The organism is Bacillus sp. iso_77 (assembly GCF_056173625.1).
This window is the reverse complement of the sequence record NZ_CM149683.1, coordinates 1,718,938-1,738,592: the sequence shown is the minus strand read 5'-3', so window position 1 is coordinate 1,738,592 and position 19,655 is coordinate 1,718,938. Positions and strand designations below refer to the sequence as shown.

The 19,655-nt window shown below is 40.7% G+C and carries 18 protein-coding genes; 3 read left to right on the top strand and 15 right to left on the bottom strand.

What is annotated here, in order from left to right:
* Positions 1–8 precede the first annotated feature (8 nt).
* Positions 9–320: a cell division suppressor protein YneA gene (gene yneA, locus AC0VYC_RS08775; protein ID WP_007499348.1), complete on the bottom strand. Its 312-nt coding sequence runs from the start codon at positions 318–320 to the stop codon at positions 9–11.
* Positions 321–479: 159 nt separating this feature from the next.
* On the opposite strand from yneA, the gene lexA reads away from it, so the two are divergent.
* On the top strand, positions 480–1,100 hold the full coding sequence (gene lexA, locus AC0VYC_RS08770; protein WP_007499350.1) for a transcriptional repressor LexA: 621 nt from the start codon (positions 480–482) through the stop codon (positions 1,098–1,100).
* A 47-nt stretch (positions 1,101–1,147) separates the two neighbouring features.
* On the opposite strand, the gene AC0VYC_RS08765 is transcribed toward lexA, so the two are convergent.
* Entirely contained in the window at positions 1,148–1,585 is a 438-nt protein-coding gene (locus AC0VYC_RS08765) for a hypothetical protein (protein WP_057079489.1), read from the bottom strand.
* 296 nt (positions 1,586–1,881) lie between these two features.
* On the opposite strand from AC0VYC_RS08765, the gene AC0VYC_RS08760 reads away from it, so the two are divergent.
* On the top strand, positions 1,882–2,424 hold the full coding sequence (locus AC0VYC_RS08760) for an IseA DL-endopeptidase inhibitor family protein (protein WP_017359584.1): 543 nt from the start codon (positions 1,882–1,884) through the stop codon (positions 2,422–2,424).
* A 32-nt stretch (positions 2,425–2,456) separates the two neighbouring features.
* Here the strand turns inward: AC0VYC_RS08760 and AC0VYC_RS08755 are convergent, their stop codons facing one another.
* The 8 genes from AC0VYC_RS08755 to AC0VYC_RS08720 all read right to left on the bottom strand — a co-directional run bounded on the left by AC0VYC_RS08755 (position 2,457) and on the right by AC0VYC_RS08720 (position 14,318).
* A complete protein-coding gene (locus AC0VYC_RS08755; protein ID WP_017359585.1) occupies positions 2,457–3,305 on the bottom strand; it encodes an STAS domain-containing protein in 849 nt (282 codons plus the stop codon).
* A 144-nt stretch (positions 3,306–3,449) separates the two neighbouring features.
* Positions 3,450–3,830 carry a NucA/NucB deoxyribonuclease domain-containing protein gene (locus AC0VYC_RS08750; protein WP_224559893.1) on the bottom strand — a complete coding sequence of 127 codons (381 nt, stop codon included), beginning with the start codon at positions 3,828–3,830 and terminating at the stop codon, positions 3,450–3,452.
* A 227-nt stretch (positions 3,831–4,057) separates the two neighbouring features.
* On the bottom strand, positions 4,058–6,052 hold the full coding sequence (locus AC0VYC_RS08745) for a glycosyltransferase family 39 protein (protein ID WP_475389929.1): 1,995 nt from the start codon (positions 6,050–6,052) through the stop codon (positions 4,058–4,060).
* 145 nt (positions 6,053–6,197) lie between these two features.
* A complete protein-coding gene (locus AC0VYC_RS08740) occupies positions 6,198–7,106 on the bottom strand; it encodes a trypsin-like serine peptidase (protein WP_008343827.1) in 909 nt (302 codons plus the stop codon).
* Positions 7,107–7,351: 245 nt separating this feature from the next.
* Positions 7,352–10,495 (bottom strand): bifunctional cytochrome P450/NADPH--P450 reductase, encoded by a 3,144-nt coding sequence (locus AC0VYC_RS08735; RefSeq protein WP_427243650.1) that lies wholly within the window; start codon positions 10,493–10,495, stop codon positions 7,352–7,354.
* 21 nt (positions 10,496–10,516) lie between these two features.
* Entirely contained in the window at positions 10,517–11,098 is a 582-nt protein-coding gene (locus AC0VYC_RS08730) for a TetR/AcrR family transcriptional regulator (RefSeq protein ID WP_058213736.1), read from the bottom strand.
* Positions 11,099–11,326: 228 nt separating this feature from the next.
* Positions 11,327–12,037 (bottom strand): DUF421 domain-containing protein, encoded by a 711-nt coding sequence (locus AC0VYC_RS08725; RefSeq protein ID WP_427243653.1) that lies wholly within the window; start codon positions 12,035–12,037, stop codon positions 11,327–11,329.
* A 64-nt stretch (positions 12,038–12,101) separates the two neighbouring features.
* Positions 12,102–14,318 (bottom strand): RNA ligase, encoded by a 2,217-nt coding sequence (locus AC0VYC_RS08720; protein WP_427243655.1) that lies wholly within the window; start codon positions 14,316–14,318, stop codon positions 12,102–12,104.
* Positions 14,319–14,425: 107 nt separating this feature from the next.
* Between AC0VYC_RS08720 and AC0VYC_RS08715 the strand changes: the two genes are divergently transcribed.
* The gene (locus AC0VYC_RS08715; protein WP_343489494.1) at positions 14,426–14,617 is read left to right on the top strand and encodes a hypothetical protein; all 192 of its coding nucleotides are present in this window, start codon (positions 14,426–14,428) and stop codon (positions 14,615–14,617) included.
* 11 nt (positions 14,618–14,628) lie between these two features.
* Here AC0VYC_RS08715 and AC0VYC_RS08710 read toward each other — a convergent pair whose 3' ends face one another.
* The 5 genes from AC0VYC_RS08710 to AC0VYC_RS08690 form a co-directional block, all read right to left on the bottom strand.
* Entirely contained in the window at positions 14,629–15,537 is a 909-nt protein-coding gene (locus AC0VYC_RS08710) for a DMT family transporter (RefSeq protein WP_039167701.1), read from the bottom strand.
* Positions 15,538–15,669: 132 nt separating this feature from the next.
* Positions 15,670–16,392: a LutC/YkgG family protein gene (locus AC0VYC_RS08705; RefSeq protein WP_337902809.1), complete on the bottom strand. Its 723-nt coding sequence runs from the start codon at positions 16,390–16,392 to the stop codon at positions 15,670–15,672.
* A complete protein-coding gene (locus AC0VYC_RS08700; protein WP_475389926.1) occupies positions 16,389–17,813 on the bottom strand; it encodes a LutB/LldF family L-lactate oxidation iron-sulfur protein in 1,425 nt (474 codons plus the stop codon). The genes AC0VYC_RS08705 and AC0VYC_RS08700 overlap by 4 nt, the downstream gene beginning before the upstream one ends.
* Positions 17,814–17,834: 21 nt before the next feature.
* The gene (locus AC0VYC_RS08695; RefSeq protein WP_041092692.1) at positions 17,835–18,551 is read right to left on the bottom strand and encodes a (Fe-S)-binding protein; all 717 of its coding nucleotides are present in this window, start codon (positions 18,549–18,551) and stop codon (positions 17,835–17,837) included.
* Between the two features lie 189 nt (positions 18,552–18,740).
* A complete protein-coding gene (locus tag AC0VYC_RS08690; protein ID WP_427243658.1) occupies positions 18,741–19,592 on the bottom strand; it encodes an SDR family oxidoreductase in 852 nt (283 codons plus the stop codon).
* Positions 19,593–19,655: the final 63 nt, after the last annotated feature.

The following is a 19,655-nucleotide window of genomic DNA, read 5'->3' as shown; positions in this document are numbered from 1 at the left end:
CGACCTTTCTACTGTACTGTTGCAAGTTGATATACGACTGGATGCTCTTTTTTAACTGGAATCACAAGGATATCTCCCGGCTGGATGTCAGTTGAAGCGAGATCATTGTGTTCAGTTACCCAGTCAATAAAAGCATTTTTATCGATTGATTTACTGTCGTTTACTTGATCAGCTAATCCCCAAAGAGTATCACCTGATTGAACCTCTATTTTAACATATTGATTTGGATCATTATGGCTAGTGACTGCAATAAGTGAGAGAAATATGCCAACGATGAATGAGAATAGCCCAATAAAAATAATAGATTCCTTTAACCTCATAATGTCATCTCTCCTAATAGAATGTGTGTTCGTTCTTTCTGACACTCATTATAAATACGAACAAACGTTTCTGTCAAACGTTTTTTTCGAACCTATGTTTGTACTGTTAGGAAAAACATGCTATAATTTCTTTAAAATTGACGTTTTGAGGTGCAAAAGATGACGAAGCTATCAAAAAGACAACTCGATATCCTGAAATTCATAAAAGAAGAAGTAAAAAGCAAGGGTTATCCCCCATCCGTTCGTGAAATTGGCGAAGCTGTCGGTCTAGCATCCAGCTCAACTGTCCATGGACATTTAGCTAGACTAGAAACGAAAGGTTTAATTAGAAGAGACCCAACGAAACCTAGAGCGATCGAAGTACTAGATGAAGAGGAAATGAATATTCCAAAAAGCGCTGTAATGAATGTTCCAGTCATCGGAAAAGTCACAGCAGGCTTGCCTATCACGGCTGTTGAGAATGTAGAAGAATATTTCCCACTTCCAGAAACTTTTGCAGCGCCAGATGAACAAGTATTTATGCTTGAAATTATGGGAGAAAGTATGATTGATGCAGGTATTTTGGACAAAGACTACGTCATTGTGCGTCAGCAAAGCACTGCCAACAATGGAGATATTGTGGTGGCTATGACAGAAGAAGATGAAGCAACAGTGAAACGTTTTTATAAGGAAGATACACACTTTAGATTACAGCCCGAGAATCCATCAATGGAACCGATTATTTTACAGAATGTGAGTATACTAGGTAAAGTGATTGGCGTATTTAGAAATATTCATTAAAAAAAGCCGGTATTTCATCAATTGCTGATGAGAGCCGGCTTTTTCTTTTATGAACAAGAATATGCAAGAATACTGGAGCTTGGGAACGAGCCAAATGTAAAGTTCGGCCATATGAAACCCGTTGTACGGCCAAAAGGCTGCGAGGAAAGAACATACATGAGAAATACTTGACCGTTTCTAAGGAACACAATGGTCCACCTTCTATTACATCCAGCTGCAAATTGAACCGTTTGCTGGCTTCCGCCTACACTCTGCCCCGCAATGAGCGGCTGCATACTTTGAGGCTGAGAGACTGCTTGTTGATATTGCGAGATGATATGCTGCGGCGGGGCTGGCGGGACCGATTGTCCTCCTGCACCTTGCCCAGTCCCTCCGAATGGCAAACCGGGAAATCCTCCAACTTGAGAAATAGGAAACGCCGGCATGCTTTGTACCTGCCGATCGTACAAGTACCCATTCCACGTACCTTCATATGGATTATACATACTAAACACCACTTTCTTAGACATTCATCACGACAGTATATGTCATACATAAAAAAAGAGTGTTGAGGAGACAAATAGAAATCTTTCCAAAAGACGTTTTATTCTTCTTTAGAACGGTTAAATACTAATGAGGAAGAAAAAAATAAAAAAATGAAAACTTTTTGTCTCCCTCAAACGTTATATAGATAGAAAGAAAAGAAATAAAAAACATTTAGATTTAATACTTGTAATATCTCTGTAACTATTGTAACATTTGTAACATAAGAAGTTTTCATTGAGAAAAGGAGGCAATCGCCTTGAAAAAATTATTTGTTTTATTAACCGCTATTATGCTTATGATCTCATTACAAACAACAACACTGGCCGCTTCCAAAAAATCAGCCGCTTTGACAAATAAAGAAGCGTTACATATTGCCCTTGATGCAAGAGAACACTTTTGGAGTGCGATGTCAGGCTACAACATTAAAGAGCATTCAGATTACAAATTAAAATCATTTACTTATAAAGATATGACTTACAACTACCTGTCTAAAACATTTGATACAAAGAAAAAACTAAACAGCTATCTATCTCAAGTTTTCACAAAAGATGCCATTACTCACGGTTTAAAAGACTATCAGTTCATCGTTCATAAAGGAAAAATGGCTGTGCCAGTTGGTGACGGAGACAATATGCTTAATTGGGATAAGGCAACACCTAAACTCGTCTCTAAGAAAAGTACAATCCGCACATACGAATTCACAGTTCCAACACTTGATGGACGCAAAGTAAAACGTACTGTCACTTTCGAGAAAGTACAAAACGAGTGGAAAGTAACAAAAATTGACGCTGTGATCTAAATAAAAACCAGGCCGTTTACTAGGCCTGGTTTTTATATGGATGAAAATTCAGTCATACGATCTAAAGCGTGAGCAAGTGATGAAGCCGTTTGAAATTCATTAAAAGGAAGTCCAAGCTGTACAGCCGTTTGAGCAATTTCTGGTCTAATCCCTGAAATGGTCGTATCAACCCCAATTAACCGAAGTGACGTGACAAGATCAAAGATTTGATGTGCTACCATCGTATCAATGATGACGACACCTGATAAATCAATACATAAATGTTGAACACCTTTTTGCGAACACTGTTTTAATGTATTTTCTAAGATAATCTTTGCTCGCGCAGTGTCAATATCTCCAACTAAAGGCAATAAGGCAACATGACTTTTTAACACAATGACTGGAGAACTCAGCTCATAAATCATGTCTCTTTGTGCAACGAGTTTTTTGGTGGTATTTTTCACATATTGCTGAATAAAGACATGAATTGAAATGTTAAATGCCTCAGATATCAAATCATACCAATAAAATATTCGATCAATGTCAATATCACCTTGATGCTGTTTTATAAACTCTTTTAAGTAATGAAGAACCACTCTTTGATTGGACATATATTCTCTCACGACGTAATCTAATGGTGTGTTCAAGTGCTTCGGATCACTTGCTAAGTCTTCAGACCATTTTTTAAATTTCGTATGTAAATACGTCTTGTCTTCAATAAGTGCGCGGATAAAATGCTGATAATAATCTTGATTTTGCCGTTTAAGCTCTGCTATGATGCTGGAATCTGTTGAACGATAAATGGATTCTGGATCATCATCCTCAATTGATTCATACCATGTTTCAGTCAGTTTCTCTGCATGTTGCATGAAAAAATCGTATAATGCACGGTTCTTTTCCATAAGCATATGTCCCTTCACATTTTCTACTTGTCAGTCTTTGTACCTGATGGATTGATTGTACCATTGAATCTTTTGTACCTGCTAGCTCGAATACGCTCCTGTTGAACAAAAAGAGCCCCCTCTCAAGGAGCCTCTTGTCTATGTTTATTTGACAATAAATAAAATTCGTTTCCCGTCAGGATACCCGCTGATTTGATGCCCGACCCATGAACCAGCGCCTCTATTATCTGATGGACTGACATATTGAACGCTTGCCCCCTTTCCTCCTTCAAGACACACCGCCATCGGCCATTCATCCCGGTCAAAACCAGGTTTTGTGGGAATTCCTTTTAATGATTCTTGCCTGCGGGCATCTGCCCCATTTCGGTCAATGGTACACACGTCTGAGTGCCCTTTTCGAATAGCTTCTTGAATATGACTGCCTGTTTCAGGATACCGTTCCTTAGGAAATTGAATCACATGATCATAACGATCTGCTCCTTTTGCGGAACGATCCTCTCCAAAACCACCTAATAACGCACCCATCCAAATGACAAAACAAAGAACGACAGCAGCGATCCAGCCTTTTCTCATCTTCAAAAGCTCGTGACCTCCTCATACTTTTGATGAAATGATGTTGACTTGAAGGGAATGAGTCATTTTTAATGTATGAGTGGCTGAGTGATGACATGTGAAAAACATGAGCTGAATCTTCCTGGATACTGATCCATAAGAAAAAACGAATGATCTCTTCATCATTCGCCTTGTTCTACTTAAGATATTTCATCTACTCTATATAATGTTTCGTTTTGTGAAGACATCTCGGATGGCATCCCCTCTTCAGCTGATGTGGATCGTTTATATTCTTCAGATGAGATGACTGTACCATGTGATTTAATCCAGCTAACCAATTTGCTGTTAGCTGATGACTGATTGTCTGGTAATAAAAAGTATTTCACCTTTCCTTGTTGAATAAGTGCTTTTAATTTGTTGACATTCAAAATAGGATCTGTCCCATTAAAACCGCCTAAAGCCATGACATTCTCATCTTCGTCAATGATATATGGCGCTGCGGTAACAGTCGTAAGCGTTGCAAATAAATACGTTTCACCTGTTTGATGAGCCTTTAAATAAGTGAGTAAGCCTTGATCGACACTAGATGTAAACATGTTCCCACCTCGTGAACTAGCCAGCTGTACACCTGCCTCTGGAAGAACAGCATTTCCACCATATATGATTGGGGTGGCGGACCAAAAACCTGGAAACAGTAACAGCGTTGTCAAAGCAGTGATGAGCAGTCGTTTCATGATCAATTGTTTTTCTCTGTACATCAGCAATAGGATAGCGATACTTGTTCCCGCAATGGCAATGGCATACATCCAAATACTACTGATTTGAGTCGTATAGTTACTCAAAATATACCCTTGGAAGATGGCTGTAACAGCGATTGCTGCTGGAAGCAAATACGCAGATACTCCTTTGTTTGCCTTAAATAACTCTCCCATCTTCTTAGCTCCTATGCCGCATAGTGCTGCAATAGGCGGGGCAAGCATAATGAGATAGTAATGGTGAAAGAAACCCGCAATACTAAAGAATCCGGCAGCAGGAATCAGCCATGCTGTCCAAAACATCGTTTGTTTCCATTCATTTAATTGTGCTTTTCTCTCATTCCACCAGCTGATGATCATCCCTAAAAGCCCAAACAAAGCAAACGGCAGCATCCAACTGATTTGACCTGACAATGCAGATTGAAATAAACGAAATATACCGGGATTCCCAGTGCCATACATATTCATACTTTGTTGACCTACAGCACTTCCAGGCGGAGAACCACTACCTGAACCATGTTGAGGTGGCATCATTTGATTTTGGGATGGAGGCGGCTGATTTCTGTTTGACTGATCCTCTGACGAATTCCCTAATCCAGAATTGTCTGGCATCACCATACCTGCTTGCTGATTCATGTCACCAAAGGATTTCCCTGTCGTCTGACCAAGCAGCCGTTCCGTGCCGTTATAACCAAAGGCAAGTTTTAACACTGAATTTGTTTGGCTGCTTCCCACATAAGGGCGCTCACTTTCAGCTGTCATATCTACAGCAACTGCCCACGATAGAGATAAGCAGACTAATACGACGATCGAGCATAAGAGAGAGAAAATTTTCTTTTTTAACGGTACGCGAGCAGCAATAAAATAGTAGAAAATAAATGCTGGAACGACCATAAACGCTTGCAGCATCTTCATATTAAATCCTACCGCTACCAAAGCGAAGGCCATAAGAAGCCAGCGCATCTTTCCGCTTTTTACAGCACGCATCAAGAAATATGTACCCGCAAGTAATGTGAAGACAAGCATACTGTCGATATTGTTCGTTCTGCTTACAGCTGCGGCAATTGGCGTGAGAGCCATAACGGCCGCTGACACCCTTGCAGCACCTTGACCGAAAGCCGGTTTTATCATGAGATAAAGAAGAAGAACAGACCCCACTCCAGCAAGTGCCTGCGGCAATATCACACTCCATGTATGAAAGCCAAAAATAAGTGCACTGATGGTTTGAATCCATAAAACGACGGGTGGTTTATCAATTGATACGAATCCAGCCGCATCAAATGAGGCATAAAAAAAGTGATGGAAGCTTTTGGACATACTTTTGACTGCAGCTAAATAATATTGATTGGCACTGTCATTCTGCCAAATTTGATAAGTGTAGAGAAAAGCTGCAATCAATAAAATCAACAACAATATCATATCTATTTTTTTATTTTTCACTCATATCTCTTCTTTCTTTTTCATTTATTTCATTCAGCATAGCTTGTAAATATGAAATAGTGATGAACAAAAAAAGAAACTTTTCTGCATTTGACGATAAAAAAAGCCTGTCCCCTGTAAAGGAAACAAGCTGATTGTTCTATTTTTATTGCGCCTTCGCATAGTTGATAAATTCAACAAAGGCAGCAGTCGCTTTTGGTCCGCCGTTGATCGTTCCGTTTGAATAACCCGCATTATGGACCCCGACGATCTGTTGGTTCTGATCTAGCATCGCAGAGCCAGAGTTTCCGCTAAATGTATCGATCGTATAGTATGCGAGATTCGTATCTTCTCTCGTGACTGGACCTGACATTTCCCATTGTGACACTTTGCCAGTCGATCTCATTTTATCACCTGGATATCCAGAAATTTTAATCGTTGTACCTGTTAGATTTGTCACTTGACGAATAGAGCGATAGCCGACCGTATTTCCAATGTTCGTATCTGTTTTAATGACGGCAAAATCATATTGACTCGCCCCCGTGTTGATATATCCGCTTGGTACATAGAATTCGGTCATGTTTGCTGAGCCGTTCACGGCTGTGCTGTCATTCATGCCTGGGTAGACAGACCCTTTTGCACTATAGCTTCTTGTGGCTGTATTGTAGACGCAGTGTCCGTTTGTCAATATTTTGTTTGGAGCAATGAGTGTTCCGGTGCAGCTAGACCCACCAAATGTAATATAAGCAATAGAGTTGTAGGGTGCTACTCTTGTATTCGTCACTTTTGTTCTACCATCGTCTCCAATGACTACTTTTGTTTGAAAGTCTTTTAAATATTTTGTGAGTGGTTTTACTTTTTCGCCAATAGTAGAAGAGAGATCATCCACTTTGTCAAAGGATGAGGGGGTTTTCATATCGTTGTGGAAGTCAGCTGAAGAAATCACCTTTCCGTCAGAAGTCACCATGTCATAATCAGACGTAAGTACTGAATCAGATGCTGCATGGGCAAAACTAGGCACACTTAAAGCACCAAAAACGAGTAGTGAAGGGATTAATTTTTTCACCTTTTTCATCATATTCCTCCTTTATGTCCTATATCAAAAATGATACGATTGTTTCATATTGGAGTAAATGAGAGAATATTCTTATTTTTTACAAAATATTTCATTTGTAAATTAGGTGTTTCGTATCTTCCAAATATTTATTCTAGCGATCTCTCTATGAAAAAAGAAAAACCGCCATTTTGGCGGTTTCAAGATTGTTGACGAAGGGCTAAAATGTGATTTATTTTAGGCCCTTTGTCTTCTTTTCAACATGATCAGCTCCATACATCTTTTACATATCTGTTGTCATTGGCTAAAGATGTCAGCCATTGTTCAGCTGTTTCTTTCGCACACTGTTTCTCAGTCTGATACAATTCAATAAGTGTTGCCTCGACATCTGGTGCCATGACCTTTCCATCCCCGCAAATATACAGGTAGGCGCCTTTGTCGAGCAATTCAATGAGCTTGGCTCCATCATTTTTAATGAAGTGCTGGACATACACTTTTTGCTCCTCGTAGCGAGAGTAAGCACGGTGGATGGTGACGACTCCTTTTTGTTCTGCAAGCTGCATTTCGTCATAATACAGATCATCTTCATGCGGGTGGCGGCAGCCAAAATAAAGATGGGCTTCACCTAACGACTTCCCTTCATTTTGCCATGCTTCCCTTGCCTGAATGAACCCTCTAAACGGGGCGATACCTGTTCCTGGTCCAATCATGATCATTGGTATTTCAGGAGAAGGCGGCAATTCGAATCCTGCTTGAGCTTCATGAAGGAAGCAGGCCACTTCATCTCCTTCTTGCAGTCCGCATAAATAGTTTGATGCGACGCCTGCGTATTCACCGCGTCCGCTCCATGATTTTCCTTTCACAACAGCTACTGTGATACTAAGCCTCTTTTCATCTACCTTTGGCGAACTGGAGATCGAGTAATAACGAGGCTTCAATCCTGGTAAAAGGGCTAAAAAATGATCAAATGGCAGTTCACATGCTTCGTATTGTTCTAGTAAATCAAGCATGGTCACACGCTTCTTTAATACAGCTTCTTGATAAATTTCTCCCGCCATTTGTTCAAGTTCAATACGATGAGGTGGGCATACCGTATATTTTGCAAGTTCTCTTAGCTGAGTACGTGTCACAGGCTCTTGCAGCTCTACATGTGACGCCAGCAATTCTCCGACTTGAATTGGCTGATTTAATGGTAAATGACTTGCTTCTTTTTCCGAAGAGAGTATCATGTGCTGCTCTGGATCCAGCTTGAAATGATCGGTCACTCGCTGAACGAGTGTTGCACTATTTTTTGGCACGATTCCGATATGATCTCCTTCTTTATAGTGCTTGCCTTCAGGTAACTGAAGTTCGATATGCCTTGTTTGGCGGGTACTTCTTTCAGATTGTAATTCTTGATTTTTCAATACAACAGCTGAAAAGGCACCATATGTTTTAGCAACAGGACGTTCCACTAGCTCATTCGTATATGCAATGGATAGGTTTGGCTTTTCTTGGCGTTTCTCCTGCAAGGTTAAATTGAATTCTTTTGCAAGCTCATCGAAGACTGTCTTCTGGAATGTTTCTTTATCTTCATCCATATCACCGCCCGCATCGCCTTCACCAATATCCGTTACACGCTTCGCCCCTTTTCTTTCAAGTGCTTCATCAATCAGACGAGGAATACGCTGATACGTGCTCGCCCAATTTCGATCCCCGCACCCAAAGACTGCAAATGTCACATTTGATAGATCTTGCTCCTCATCCTGCGTCACCCAATCCACAAACTGTTTCGCATGATCAGGCGGATGACCGTTGTATGAAGCCGTTACAATTAAAACTGCGCCTGACTCTGGTAACTTTCGAGTATAATCATCAAGCGGTGCCGTTGTCACGTCAAACCCTTTTGCTTTCCCGTCTTCAGCAAATTCGTTTGCCATCTGCTTTGCTGTGCCAAGATTTGATCCGTACAAGACCAATAGCGGTGTTCCATGACTCGCTATTTTCACTTCAGCAGATGCCGTGCTTTTTGTTGGTTCTTCTTTCGGAGGCGCCATAAAGAATTGCTGCTTTCTTGGCCGCACTTTGATTTTAAAATCATTCGGCTTAATCGTCAGAGATTCTTTTAAATCCAGTTCATACGACGTATGGTCAATCAGTTCAAGGTTGTGCAGAACCATCGCCAGAACCATCGTGGCTTCATGAAGGGCAAATTGCATCCCAATACACGCACGCTGTCCATTTCCGAACGGTTTATAGGCATGCTGTGGAATCTTTTCAGGATGCATAAAACGTTCAGGCTTGAATTCTTCTGCATCCTCCCCCCAAACCGCTTGATCCCGATGTATTTTAGGAAGTAGCACACTGACACTTTGGTTTTTTTTGATCGGATATTTCCCTCCAATGACTGTATCCTCTTTCGCATAAAGAGAGAACGTAGGCGCCGTCGGCCAGAGGCGAAGTGCTTCGTTTAAGACCATACGCGTATAACTTAGTTTTTGAACCTGCTTAAATGTCGGCAGTCCGCCTTGCAGCACGTCGTCTGCTTCTTGTACGGCTTTTTTTAATTTGTCTGGATTCTTTAGTAAAAAATAAATCGCAAATGACAACAACCCACTTGTTGTTTCATGACCTGCTATTAAGAAGGTAATGATTTGATAACGGATATTTTCATCTGACAGGCGTTCACCTGTTTCAGGATCCTTTGCATGTAGCATGAGAGAAAGTAAATCATTGCCCGTTTTATCTTGTTTTTTCCGTTCTTGAATAATGTCATCTACTAATTGCTTCATAAATTCAACATCTTGTTCAAATTCTCTTCTTCTTTTGATCATTAATTTATCTGCGACCGGCAATCTACTTGCTTGATCCATCGCTTCATTTAAGCCATTCAGCATGCTTTCAATAAATGGATGTTGATTTTCTTTATAAAAGCTGTTAAATCGAAAATCAAAACCGCATAACCCGATCGTATCTAAAGTGAGCTTTGTCATATCCTCTGCTACTTCAATTTCTTCATCACGGCCCGTTCTTTGCCATTTTTGTACAAGCTGTGTGGCAATATCGAGCATCATCTCATGATAGCCCTTCATGGCCTGCTGGCTAAACGCCGGCATCAAGATGTGATGAGCCTTTCTCCAATTCGGCTCTTCTGTCCAACTTGTGAATAACCCATCCCCTGAAAATGTTCTCACTTTATTGAGACTGCTTCCAATGAATTTATCAAAACGCCTCTCATCAAATACTTCTTTGGCAAGTTCATGGCTGGAAACAAAAATACTTGTTGCTTTTGAAAATTCAAACTGAAAGATCGGCCCTAATTCATCTGCCAGCCGCCAAAAGGTTTGAGAAAGCTCTCCTTTTTTGATATGAGGAATATTTTTTAAAGGTCCGTATGTTTTTGGTTTTGGAATGATTGATGTTTGTTGCATGTGCCCACTCCCTTTATTTCTTTATGATGCAACGCTAATGGCACGCCATAAGCATTGCTCAATATCTTCTAAAAATTCAATCGTTGGCTCAATTTCCTCTGCTAGAATCTGTTTATGAAGCTGAACGAACGCTCCAAATACAATGGATAAAATCGTTCTCCCTGAAAGATTTGGATGAATTCCATCCTTTTTGCCTTCTTCAAAAATATGAAATAGCTCATTTAATAGCTGCTGCATCTTCTCTTTACTTGTCTCATCTAAATAGTGTGAGCGTTTGTCAATTTCTAAGAAGTACAGACCACTTGGATTCTCTTTTGTAAAGAGCACTAAGCAGTAAAAGACATGTTTGAAATAAGCCCTGATACTTGCTTTAGGGTCTGGACTGTTTGTATTCACCTTGTCGATAAATGCAATCAGGCTTCGCTGGTATAAAATGTTCACAAGAGCCTCTTTACTATCAAAATAACGATAAATGGTTCCTGCTCCAACATTGGCTCTTTTCGAAATCATCGGCATCGTTGTACCGTCAAAACCCCGTTCAATAAATAAGTCCAGAGAAGCCTTCATAATCTGCTCCTGTTTATCAGTAGTTGCTGCGGGCATTTCATCCTCTCCTTTCGTTTAAATAGGAATGAATGTTCATTCCGCTTGATGTATATTATATTGATATTTTAAATTCTTCTATTTATACTTAAACATACTTATTTTTCTCCGTCACTACATTTTCTGAAAATAATAATAATTGAGAAATGATACCTAGATAGATGACATCCAAACGACTTATAAATATTGGCAGTTCTGTGACGCGTGGGTGTCGTCTGAACTATATGTTCATTCTTGGTCAATTGGAGAATGGATGTGATCGTCATATGTATCAATATATAAACTGCCATTACTTGAACGAACCGCATAAACAATGTCTTTTAAAGACAGCTGCCTTTTTTGAAGTTCTTCATAGATCCACTGCTCCGTTAATTGGTTTTCTTGAAGGTTTTTCAAAATGAGCTTTCCGTCCATAATGACTTCAATGGGCATGTAACGCTCTGCCTGCTTCCACAGGTTAAGATCTTTTCGCGTGACATAATCAAATGAAGGGTATTTTTTCACTGACATATGCCCATCTGTTTCAATCATTGCAAATTCAACTTCACTAATGTCAAACACATTCTTTTCTCTGAGCTGTTGATTTAAATAATCAAGTGTATACCTCATTCCTTTCATATTCTCTTCAAGGATTTTGCCATTTTGAATCACAAGCGTTGGTTTACCGGCCATAAAACCTCTCATCTTCCGGCTTCTTAAAGCAAGCAAAGAAATGACATAAATGATGATGACAAGTGACACAAAAGATATGGTTGTGTGATGAAGCGGAAGCGAAGTATTAAACGCCAGGTTCGCCGCAATTGAACCTAGACTGATCGCTGCAATGAAATCAAAAATATTCATTTGCGCAATGGTTTGCTTTCCAAGAAGACGGGCACCGCCGAATAAAATAGCAAAAGCAAATATGGTTCGAAGAATGACTTCAATATGATCTGGCATTTCAGCTTCCACCTTTCGATTTCATGAAAAAAAGCCTTTTCTTTAGAAAAGACTCTTTGTTAGACTATGCATTTATTCCGTCATTATTCAAATGGCCCGCTTCCGTTTGCTCAAATTGTGAACGCAGCTCAATGATTGAGCAGTTTCTCACGTTTACTGGATCTTGCTCGAGCAACCATGTATAAAATCTTGCTTGCTCTGCTGTTTGCAAAGCATGCATATATTTTTGGGTGGAGCGCTTATCTGCAACACGCTGTTTAATGGATCGCATTTGCTTCCAAAATTGATAATAAGGAAGCTTTAACTTGGTCATAAAGCCGCTGTTATCCTCAATGACATAGCCTTCTTCTTTGATTGTGTCATCATGTGATACAGATTGATACCATTTATAGAAAGAGGTCCAATCATGAAACACTGCCACTTGCTGTTTGCACCGCATGCCAAGCTGTTCACTGAGCCTTTTCACTTCAGCAAATGGTTCTTTTTCATAGCTCAGCTGACGCTTCACGATATCAAGTAAAATGAGTTGATCATGATCATATGTGATAATATGCGGGTCTTTCTCTGGCAAAATGACTTCAAATACAAGGGATACATGGTTGTCGCGTACATATGATTTGATGTAATCGACCTGCACATCGTCAAAGGTCGCATAAAATAGCTCTTCGACCCAAGCAGCATGCTGATTTTGCTTCACATGTGACGTATACGATTTGGACGTAAACACCAGTTCATCTTTTATGTCGTTAAACCCAACCGTACCTAAGTATCCATTTGCTTTATCATAGACCGTCACAGGAAATTGAAGATGATTCACTAGATGCTGCATTCTGGTTTCAGGACGTTCATCAATATTAAAGAACTTATTATAACTTCTAGACACAATCTGCTTTGAAGTCATATTGATAAACAACCCTCTTGCTTTGACATTTATTTCATCCCATTGTCTTTCACTAAATGCTTTTTTCGTGAAATTAAAAGATGAAATATCGTGTGGCAGCTTTAATTCCTGTACATATTCATGCTGATCTAAATGGGCTAAAAAATCATCCAGCGTCACATTGGGCTGAACAAAGACCGGTTGATTGTTTTCAGAAGCTCTGTAGACAGGATTGTCAATTTCATGTGTCTCAATCCCGCCTGCTGTGATTTTTAACACACGCAGCTGTCCGCCAAATTCAACCTGACCTTCGAGATTATAAGATCTATCCGCCGCTTGGATAGGCAGTCTATATAAATTGCGATGACCATGAATTTGAATGATATCTAATCCAGAAGTGTTTTGGACAAATAAGTGGTCAATGTCATCTGAATATTCACCTACTCCGTGAATAAGCTGCTGCGATGAGACATGCAGAAGCTCTTCTGGCAAATGGGCAAGCCCACCATGGGTGACAAGAAATGTCTGACCATGATACGTAAAATAGGTGAGCTGATGAAATGTTCTGACAAACTTCCTTAACTCTTTTAGGTCAAAACCTGCTTCCGCAATTTCAGGCGCAGTATGACGGTTAAACATATTACTTCTCACTTTTTCTTCATGTGCATATTTGTAAAGATGCTGATCATGATTTCCTTCAATGACGATCACATTGCGGCATTCTCTATGTGCCAGCATCCATTCTAAAACTTCCTTGTTTTCTATTCCTCTATCAAGCAAATCACCTGCAAAGATATAAAGCTCGTTTTCTTTCAAGTCTCCTTGCAAATAAGTATTTAGAGCTGTGTAACAGCCGTGAATATCACCGAATACGTGAATGGCCTCATACTGATCAAAAGACCTAGGCTGATAAGTCATAATGGCTGGATATTCCTCAGGCGTCAAAACGGTTACCCATGAAGGCACCTTCTCTGTCTTTAACCGTTCATTCATTTGATATAACACAGATTCCTTCACTACTTTGTGCGGCTCTCGACCGCGATTTTGCAGCAGGGATGTTTCAAGAGGCACTTGCGTAAAATCGACGACATACACTCTATAGCGGTATGAAGTAGCTAATGATTTATACTGCGAAATGGACTTACTTGTGACATGTGTTGCATCAATGACAGTAAAGTCTCCTCGTTCCATTCGGGCTGTGAGGAGTTCAAATAATAAAGACCAGACTTTATGATCATGTTTGCTTGAAATTTCCGGTTTCCCATTGACTGATAACTGCGGAGGCTGGGTTAACAGACGGATTTGATCCGCTGATAATGTATATGGTTCTAAGCCTTGTTCTTTGATCCAAGTTGATTTACCTGCACCTGGGAGACCTCGTAAAAGGACTAAAGTTCTCATAATGGTTCTCCTTTAATGAGTGATATTTTACCTATTATAGATAAATTATGGATAAATCTCAATCTTTTATTGATTATGGTAATATATAGATATAAGGAGGGTTACACATGCCTAATGAAGCGAATACTGCATTCAACATTGGGGATATCGTATTCCAAGTATTTTCTCTTCTATTCATTGCATTGATCGTGACCATCGTTGTCATCGCGATTCGAATGATAAGAAGAAAACAAGTGGAATTGAAGAAAGTCGAGGCTAGATTAAATAAAATAATTGAAAAAAATCATTTAAAAAAGTAAAAATCCGGGAGTTAACCGGATTTTTTTGTTTTCATCACGATTCCTTGTCGCTGCTGCATCAAAAAGAAAAAGACACCTAAAAGGACAAGTAGACCACCGAACATTTGTAGCAGCGTGACTTTCTCTCCAAGCAGTAAAACAGCGAGTATCGTTGCCCCAACAGGTTCGCCTAGAATACTCATTGAAATAGTTGTCGCATTCACATAGGTTAACAGCCAGTTGTTAATGACATGGGACATGGTAGGGATAATGGCGAGCAGTAAGAAAATCCCCCATTCTTTACCCGAATAGCCTACAAAAGGCGTTTGCTGTATAAGGTTAAATAAAATTAAAAAAAGGCCGGCAAAACCAAATACACAAAAACTATAAATCCAATGAGATATCTTTCTCACAGCTTGTTGACCGATTAATAAATAACAAACAACAGCGATTACACTGAAAAAGGATAAAATGTCTCCTATAATGGCGTCTTGACTATGGCCGACATCCCCCCATCCGATCATGAGCGCACCAACAATCGCCGCACACATTGTGAAAATGGCTGACTTCGTTGTTCGTTCACGAAAAATGAGAAATCCGCCTAATAATGACACCATCGGCTGAAGTGCAATGATGATTGTAGAGCTCGCCACTGTGGTGAGCTTCAATGAGCCGAACCACAAAACAAAATGGAGCCCTAAAAAGAAACCTGACATACATAAGAAAAACCAGTCTCTTCGCTTTAACGAGACAAACTCTTTTTGACGCGGCAGAATAAACGGAAGCATCAAAACCGCCGCAAATATCATTCGATACATACTTAAAATAGCAGCAGGCGCACTTGACCACTTCACAATAATGGCCGAAAACGAAATCGCAATGATTGAGATCACAAGCGGCACCGCAATCGACTTCTTTGGAGCATTTGTCTTCATTTCCATTAGCAGCTTCCTTTACATCAGCAGTAGATGAGCTTCTCATCTTGTATGACGTCATCTTACTATGACTATTCGCCTAGAAGCAAGATGAATTTTAAGAATGTTTACATAAAAAAGGCTTTCTTCACGAAAGCCTCATTCATCATCTATTAATACATAAACAGCCCGCACCGGCCCATGAACACCAACCACTAAATTCATTTCAATATCGGCAGAATTACTTGGACCTGATATAAAATGAATGGCGCCTTTCGTCTGCTCTCCTTCTTCTACTAAGCGATGAAGAGCTGAAACAGCATGAATCATCCGCGGGACAATTGTGCTTTTTTCAATACATACGATATACATCATCGGTAAAAAATGAAGTGCTCTCCCTTGACCTTGATGGGAGGAAAGAACAACCGTTCCGGATTCTGCAAGTGTGTAATCACTGAATACCACTGCATATTTCGCTTGTTCTGCCTGCCTTATATTTTCTTCTCTTGATGTATCTGCATTCCAGCTAGTGACTGAGATTCCTTCTTTCTGCAAAGCTTGAAACATAGGATGACATTCATATTGTGCAAAACGTCTATCGCTCGAAGTCATCACAGGACCTTCTCCATACTCTTTCATCAATAATCGTAACGTTGAGGGTGCTTCTTTTGGCGTTGTTTCTACCACTCTCGTATGAATTTGCTGACATTGCACCTTCAATTGCTCTATCAATTCTTCTTTCGCCAGACCTTCATTTGTTTCCCAATTGACTCGATGCTTCCAAACCGGACGCCGAATAGATGCAGGCTTGGAAGAGCTTTTGCCTAATTGTTGCTGGATATGTGCTAAAAATGGATCTCGATGAGAAATGGTACCTTTCATTGCCGCTCCTCCTTTTGTTTCTTTTTAAACCAATCCCGAAACCTTTCTTTGCTTGGCGCTGGGAGGTCACGAATTTCTGTCCAATTCTTTAAAGGACCCGCACCTTTTGAAATCTGTCCGTTTGAAGCCATACGTTTCAAGAGCACAGGGGCTGCTTTTGTTCCAAATCGATACATTCTAGGAGTGGATGCGCCCATTCCGAACATTTTCATTGCCATCATTTCCGCTTTAGGCGCTCTCCCCTCTTTTTCAACGATGGCTTGTCGATGTTTGATTAATAATTCGTGAAGTGGAATTTTCACTGGACAAGCATCTGTACAGGCTGCGCATAAACTTGAGGCGAAAGGAAGCTCTTGGTAGTCGTCATATCCTCCAAGTAACGGCGAAAGAACAGCGCCAATCGGACCCGGGTAAATTGATCCGTACGAATGACCGCCAACATGCCGGTAAACGGGGCACACATTGATACAGGCTGCACACCGAATACATTGCAAAACTGGCTGAAATTCCGTCCCTAATATATTTGACCGTCCGTTATCCACAATGACCAAATGAAACTCTTCTGGTCCATCGACCTCTCCTTCTCCTTTTGGTCCCACGACAGAGATATAGCTTGTTAACTTTTGACCGACTGCGCTTCTGCACAATAGACCGACAAGGACATCGAGCTCCTCCATCGTTGGTACAAGCCGCTCCATCCCCATGACTGCGATATGTGTCTTTGGAATGGACGTGACAAGATCCGCATTCCCTTCATTCGTCACAAGACAAATCGATCCTGTGTCAGCCACAGCAAAGTTACAGCCCGTCACACCAATATCTGCTTCAAGAAATTTTTCTCGTAACAAAGCTCTTACAAATTTGGTCATTTCTTCAGGAGTCTCTGACATATCATATCCAAGCTTTTCGTGAAAAACTTCCCGTATTTGTTCTTTCGTCTTATGAAGGGCTGGTGCCACGATATGTGAAGGTGGTTCATGGTCATCAACTTGAAGAATATATTCTCCAAGATCGCTTTCAACTACCTCGCAGCCAATCTCTTCTAGCGCTTCATTCATTTCAATTTCTTCTGTGACCATTGATTTTGATTTCACGATTTTTTTTGCTGCTTTTTTTTGTGCTACATCTTGGATGTACGCCGATGCCTCTTCCTTTGTTTTTGCAAAAAACACATGACCTCCACGTCTACTCACGCTCTCACTTAATTGATATAAGTAGTCATCAAGATGGGCAAGTGTATGCTGCCTGATGTCCTCTCCAAGTTCCCGCCACTTTTCCCAGTTTCCAAGCTCTTCACTTGCGGTCATCCGCCTTTTATACAGACGCTCCTGTGCTGAGGAAACAGCTCCTCTCATCACAGCGTCTTCTAATCCTTCGCCGATCCGCTCTTTAAAAGCCTTCTCTCCAATTTTCATACTCATGTGCCGTTCCCCCTCTTAGCTTCAGCGGCTATTCAACACTTCTGCGATATGCATCACTTTAACTGGCTTATGAAGACGATTCAGCCTTCCTCCGATATTCAGTAGACATCCACAGTCAGCACCTATGATATATTCAGCGCCTGCCTCCTCTATGCTTTGTACTTTTTCATCGACCATCTGCTCAGAAATGGGTGTCATTTTGATTGAAAAAGTTCCTCCAAATCCGCAGCAATTTTCAGCGCGAGGCAATGGTTCCATCACCAAATCTTTGACATTTGACAACAGTGTGAAAGGCGCTTCCTTAATTCTAAGCAGTCTCGTCATATGGCAGGAGGTATGATAGGTGGCTTTTCCTTTCAAACTCGCTCCTACATCTGTTACATGTAATATATCAACAATAAATTCCGTTAATTCATATGTTTTCGCAGCAAGTGCCTGAGCACGGGCAAACCACGCTCGGTCTTCTTTAAAAAGGTGCGGATATTCTAAAAACATGGCCTTACAAGAACCTGATGGTGTGACGACATATTCAGCTGATTCAAAGGCTTTCATCATATTTTTGGCCGCTTTGATTGTTTCTTTTGTATAGCCGCTGTTAAAGGCGGGCTGCCCGCAGCACACTTGTGCTTCAGGGAATTCCACTTCAACACCAAGCCGCTCTAATACCTCAACAGTCGCCTTTCCTACATGTGGCTGCATCGTGTCAATGATACAGGTGACAAATAAACTGACTCTCATCGGCGAACTTCCTTTCTTTTGCTGCACCTTGATTTATGTCTGGTCATCTGATGACTAAATAATGGACCTTCATTTCATTTTAATCCCAAATTTCTGAAATTTCAATGAACGGATTTGTCTAAAATTTGGACATCATGTTTGTGAAGGTACATAAAAAAAGCGCCCTTTTTACAGGGCGTTTTGACATGTTTATTTTGAAATCATTTCACGTATTCCGTCTTCAAGAGGTGTTAAAGAACGGCCTAATAGTTTTTCGAAATCATGGCTTTCGACTGCTAATGCCCCATCGCGAATTCCGCTTTGCATCGCTTTGACAAATGGAACAGCTTCTTTCGGTACACCATTTGACGCTAAAAATTCTCCAAATGTATCTATATCCATGTGCTCTACTTTGATCTCTTTGCCGCTCACCTTGCTGACCATTTGTGCAAGTTCAGGGTGTGTGCGAAGCGGTCCTGACAATTCATAGATTTCCTGATCATGTGCCGGCAGTGTTAACGCATTTGCTGCTGCTTCTGCATAGTCATTTCTTGTTGCCCAGCCGACTTTACCTTCACCAATTGGGCTGATAAACGGCGCTCCGTTGACTGATGCCAGAATCGTATCTTTTTCATTTTCCACATACCAATTGTTTCTTAAAAAAACATGGGGGATGCCAGAGGCCAAAATCGCTTCTTCTGTTTTTGCATGGTCATGTGCTAGGTTAAGCTGACTTTCTCTTGCATTGACAACACTTGTATAAGCAATAAATGACACATTCGCTGCTTTCGCTGCTTGGATGGCATTGATATGCTGCTTCACGCGGTCTCCATCCCCAGACGAAATGATCAAAAGGCGATCAACCCCTTGAAACGCTGTTTGAAGTGTATCCGGCTGTGTGAAGTCTCCTTTGCGCACATCCACCCCAGCTTCCTTCAAATGTACTGCTTTTTGCGGATCTCGAACACTGACCGCCAATTGTTCAGCTGGTACTTTTGCGAGCAAATGTTTCACGACGAGCGATCCAAGTTGTCCTGTTGCACCTGTCACTAATAATTTCATTAATTTGACCTCCTCATTTTTCGTTCAACGGTGATGTTCCTGAATGAAACAGCTTGTTTCTTA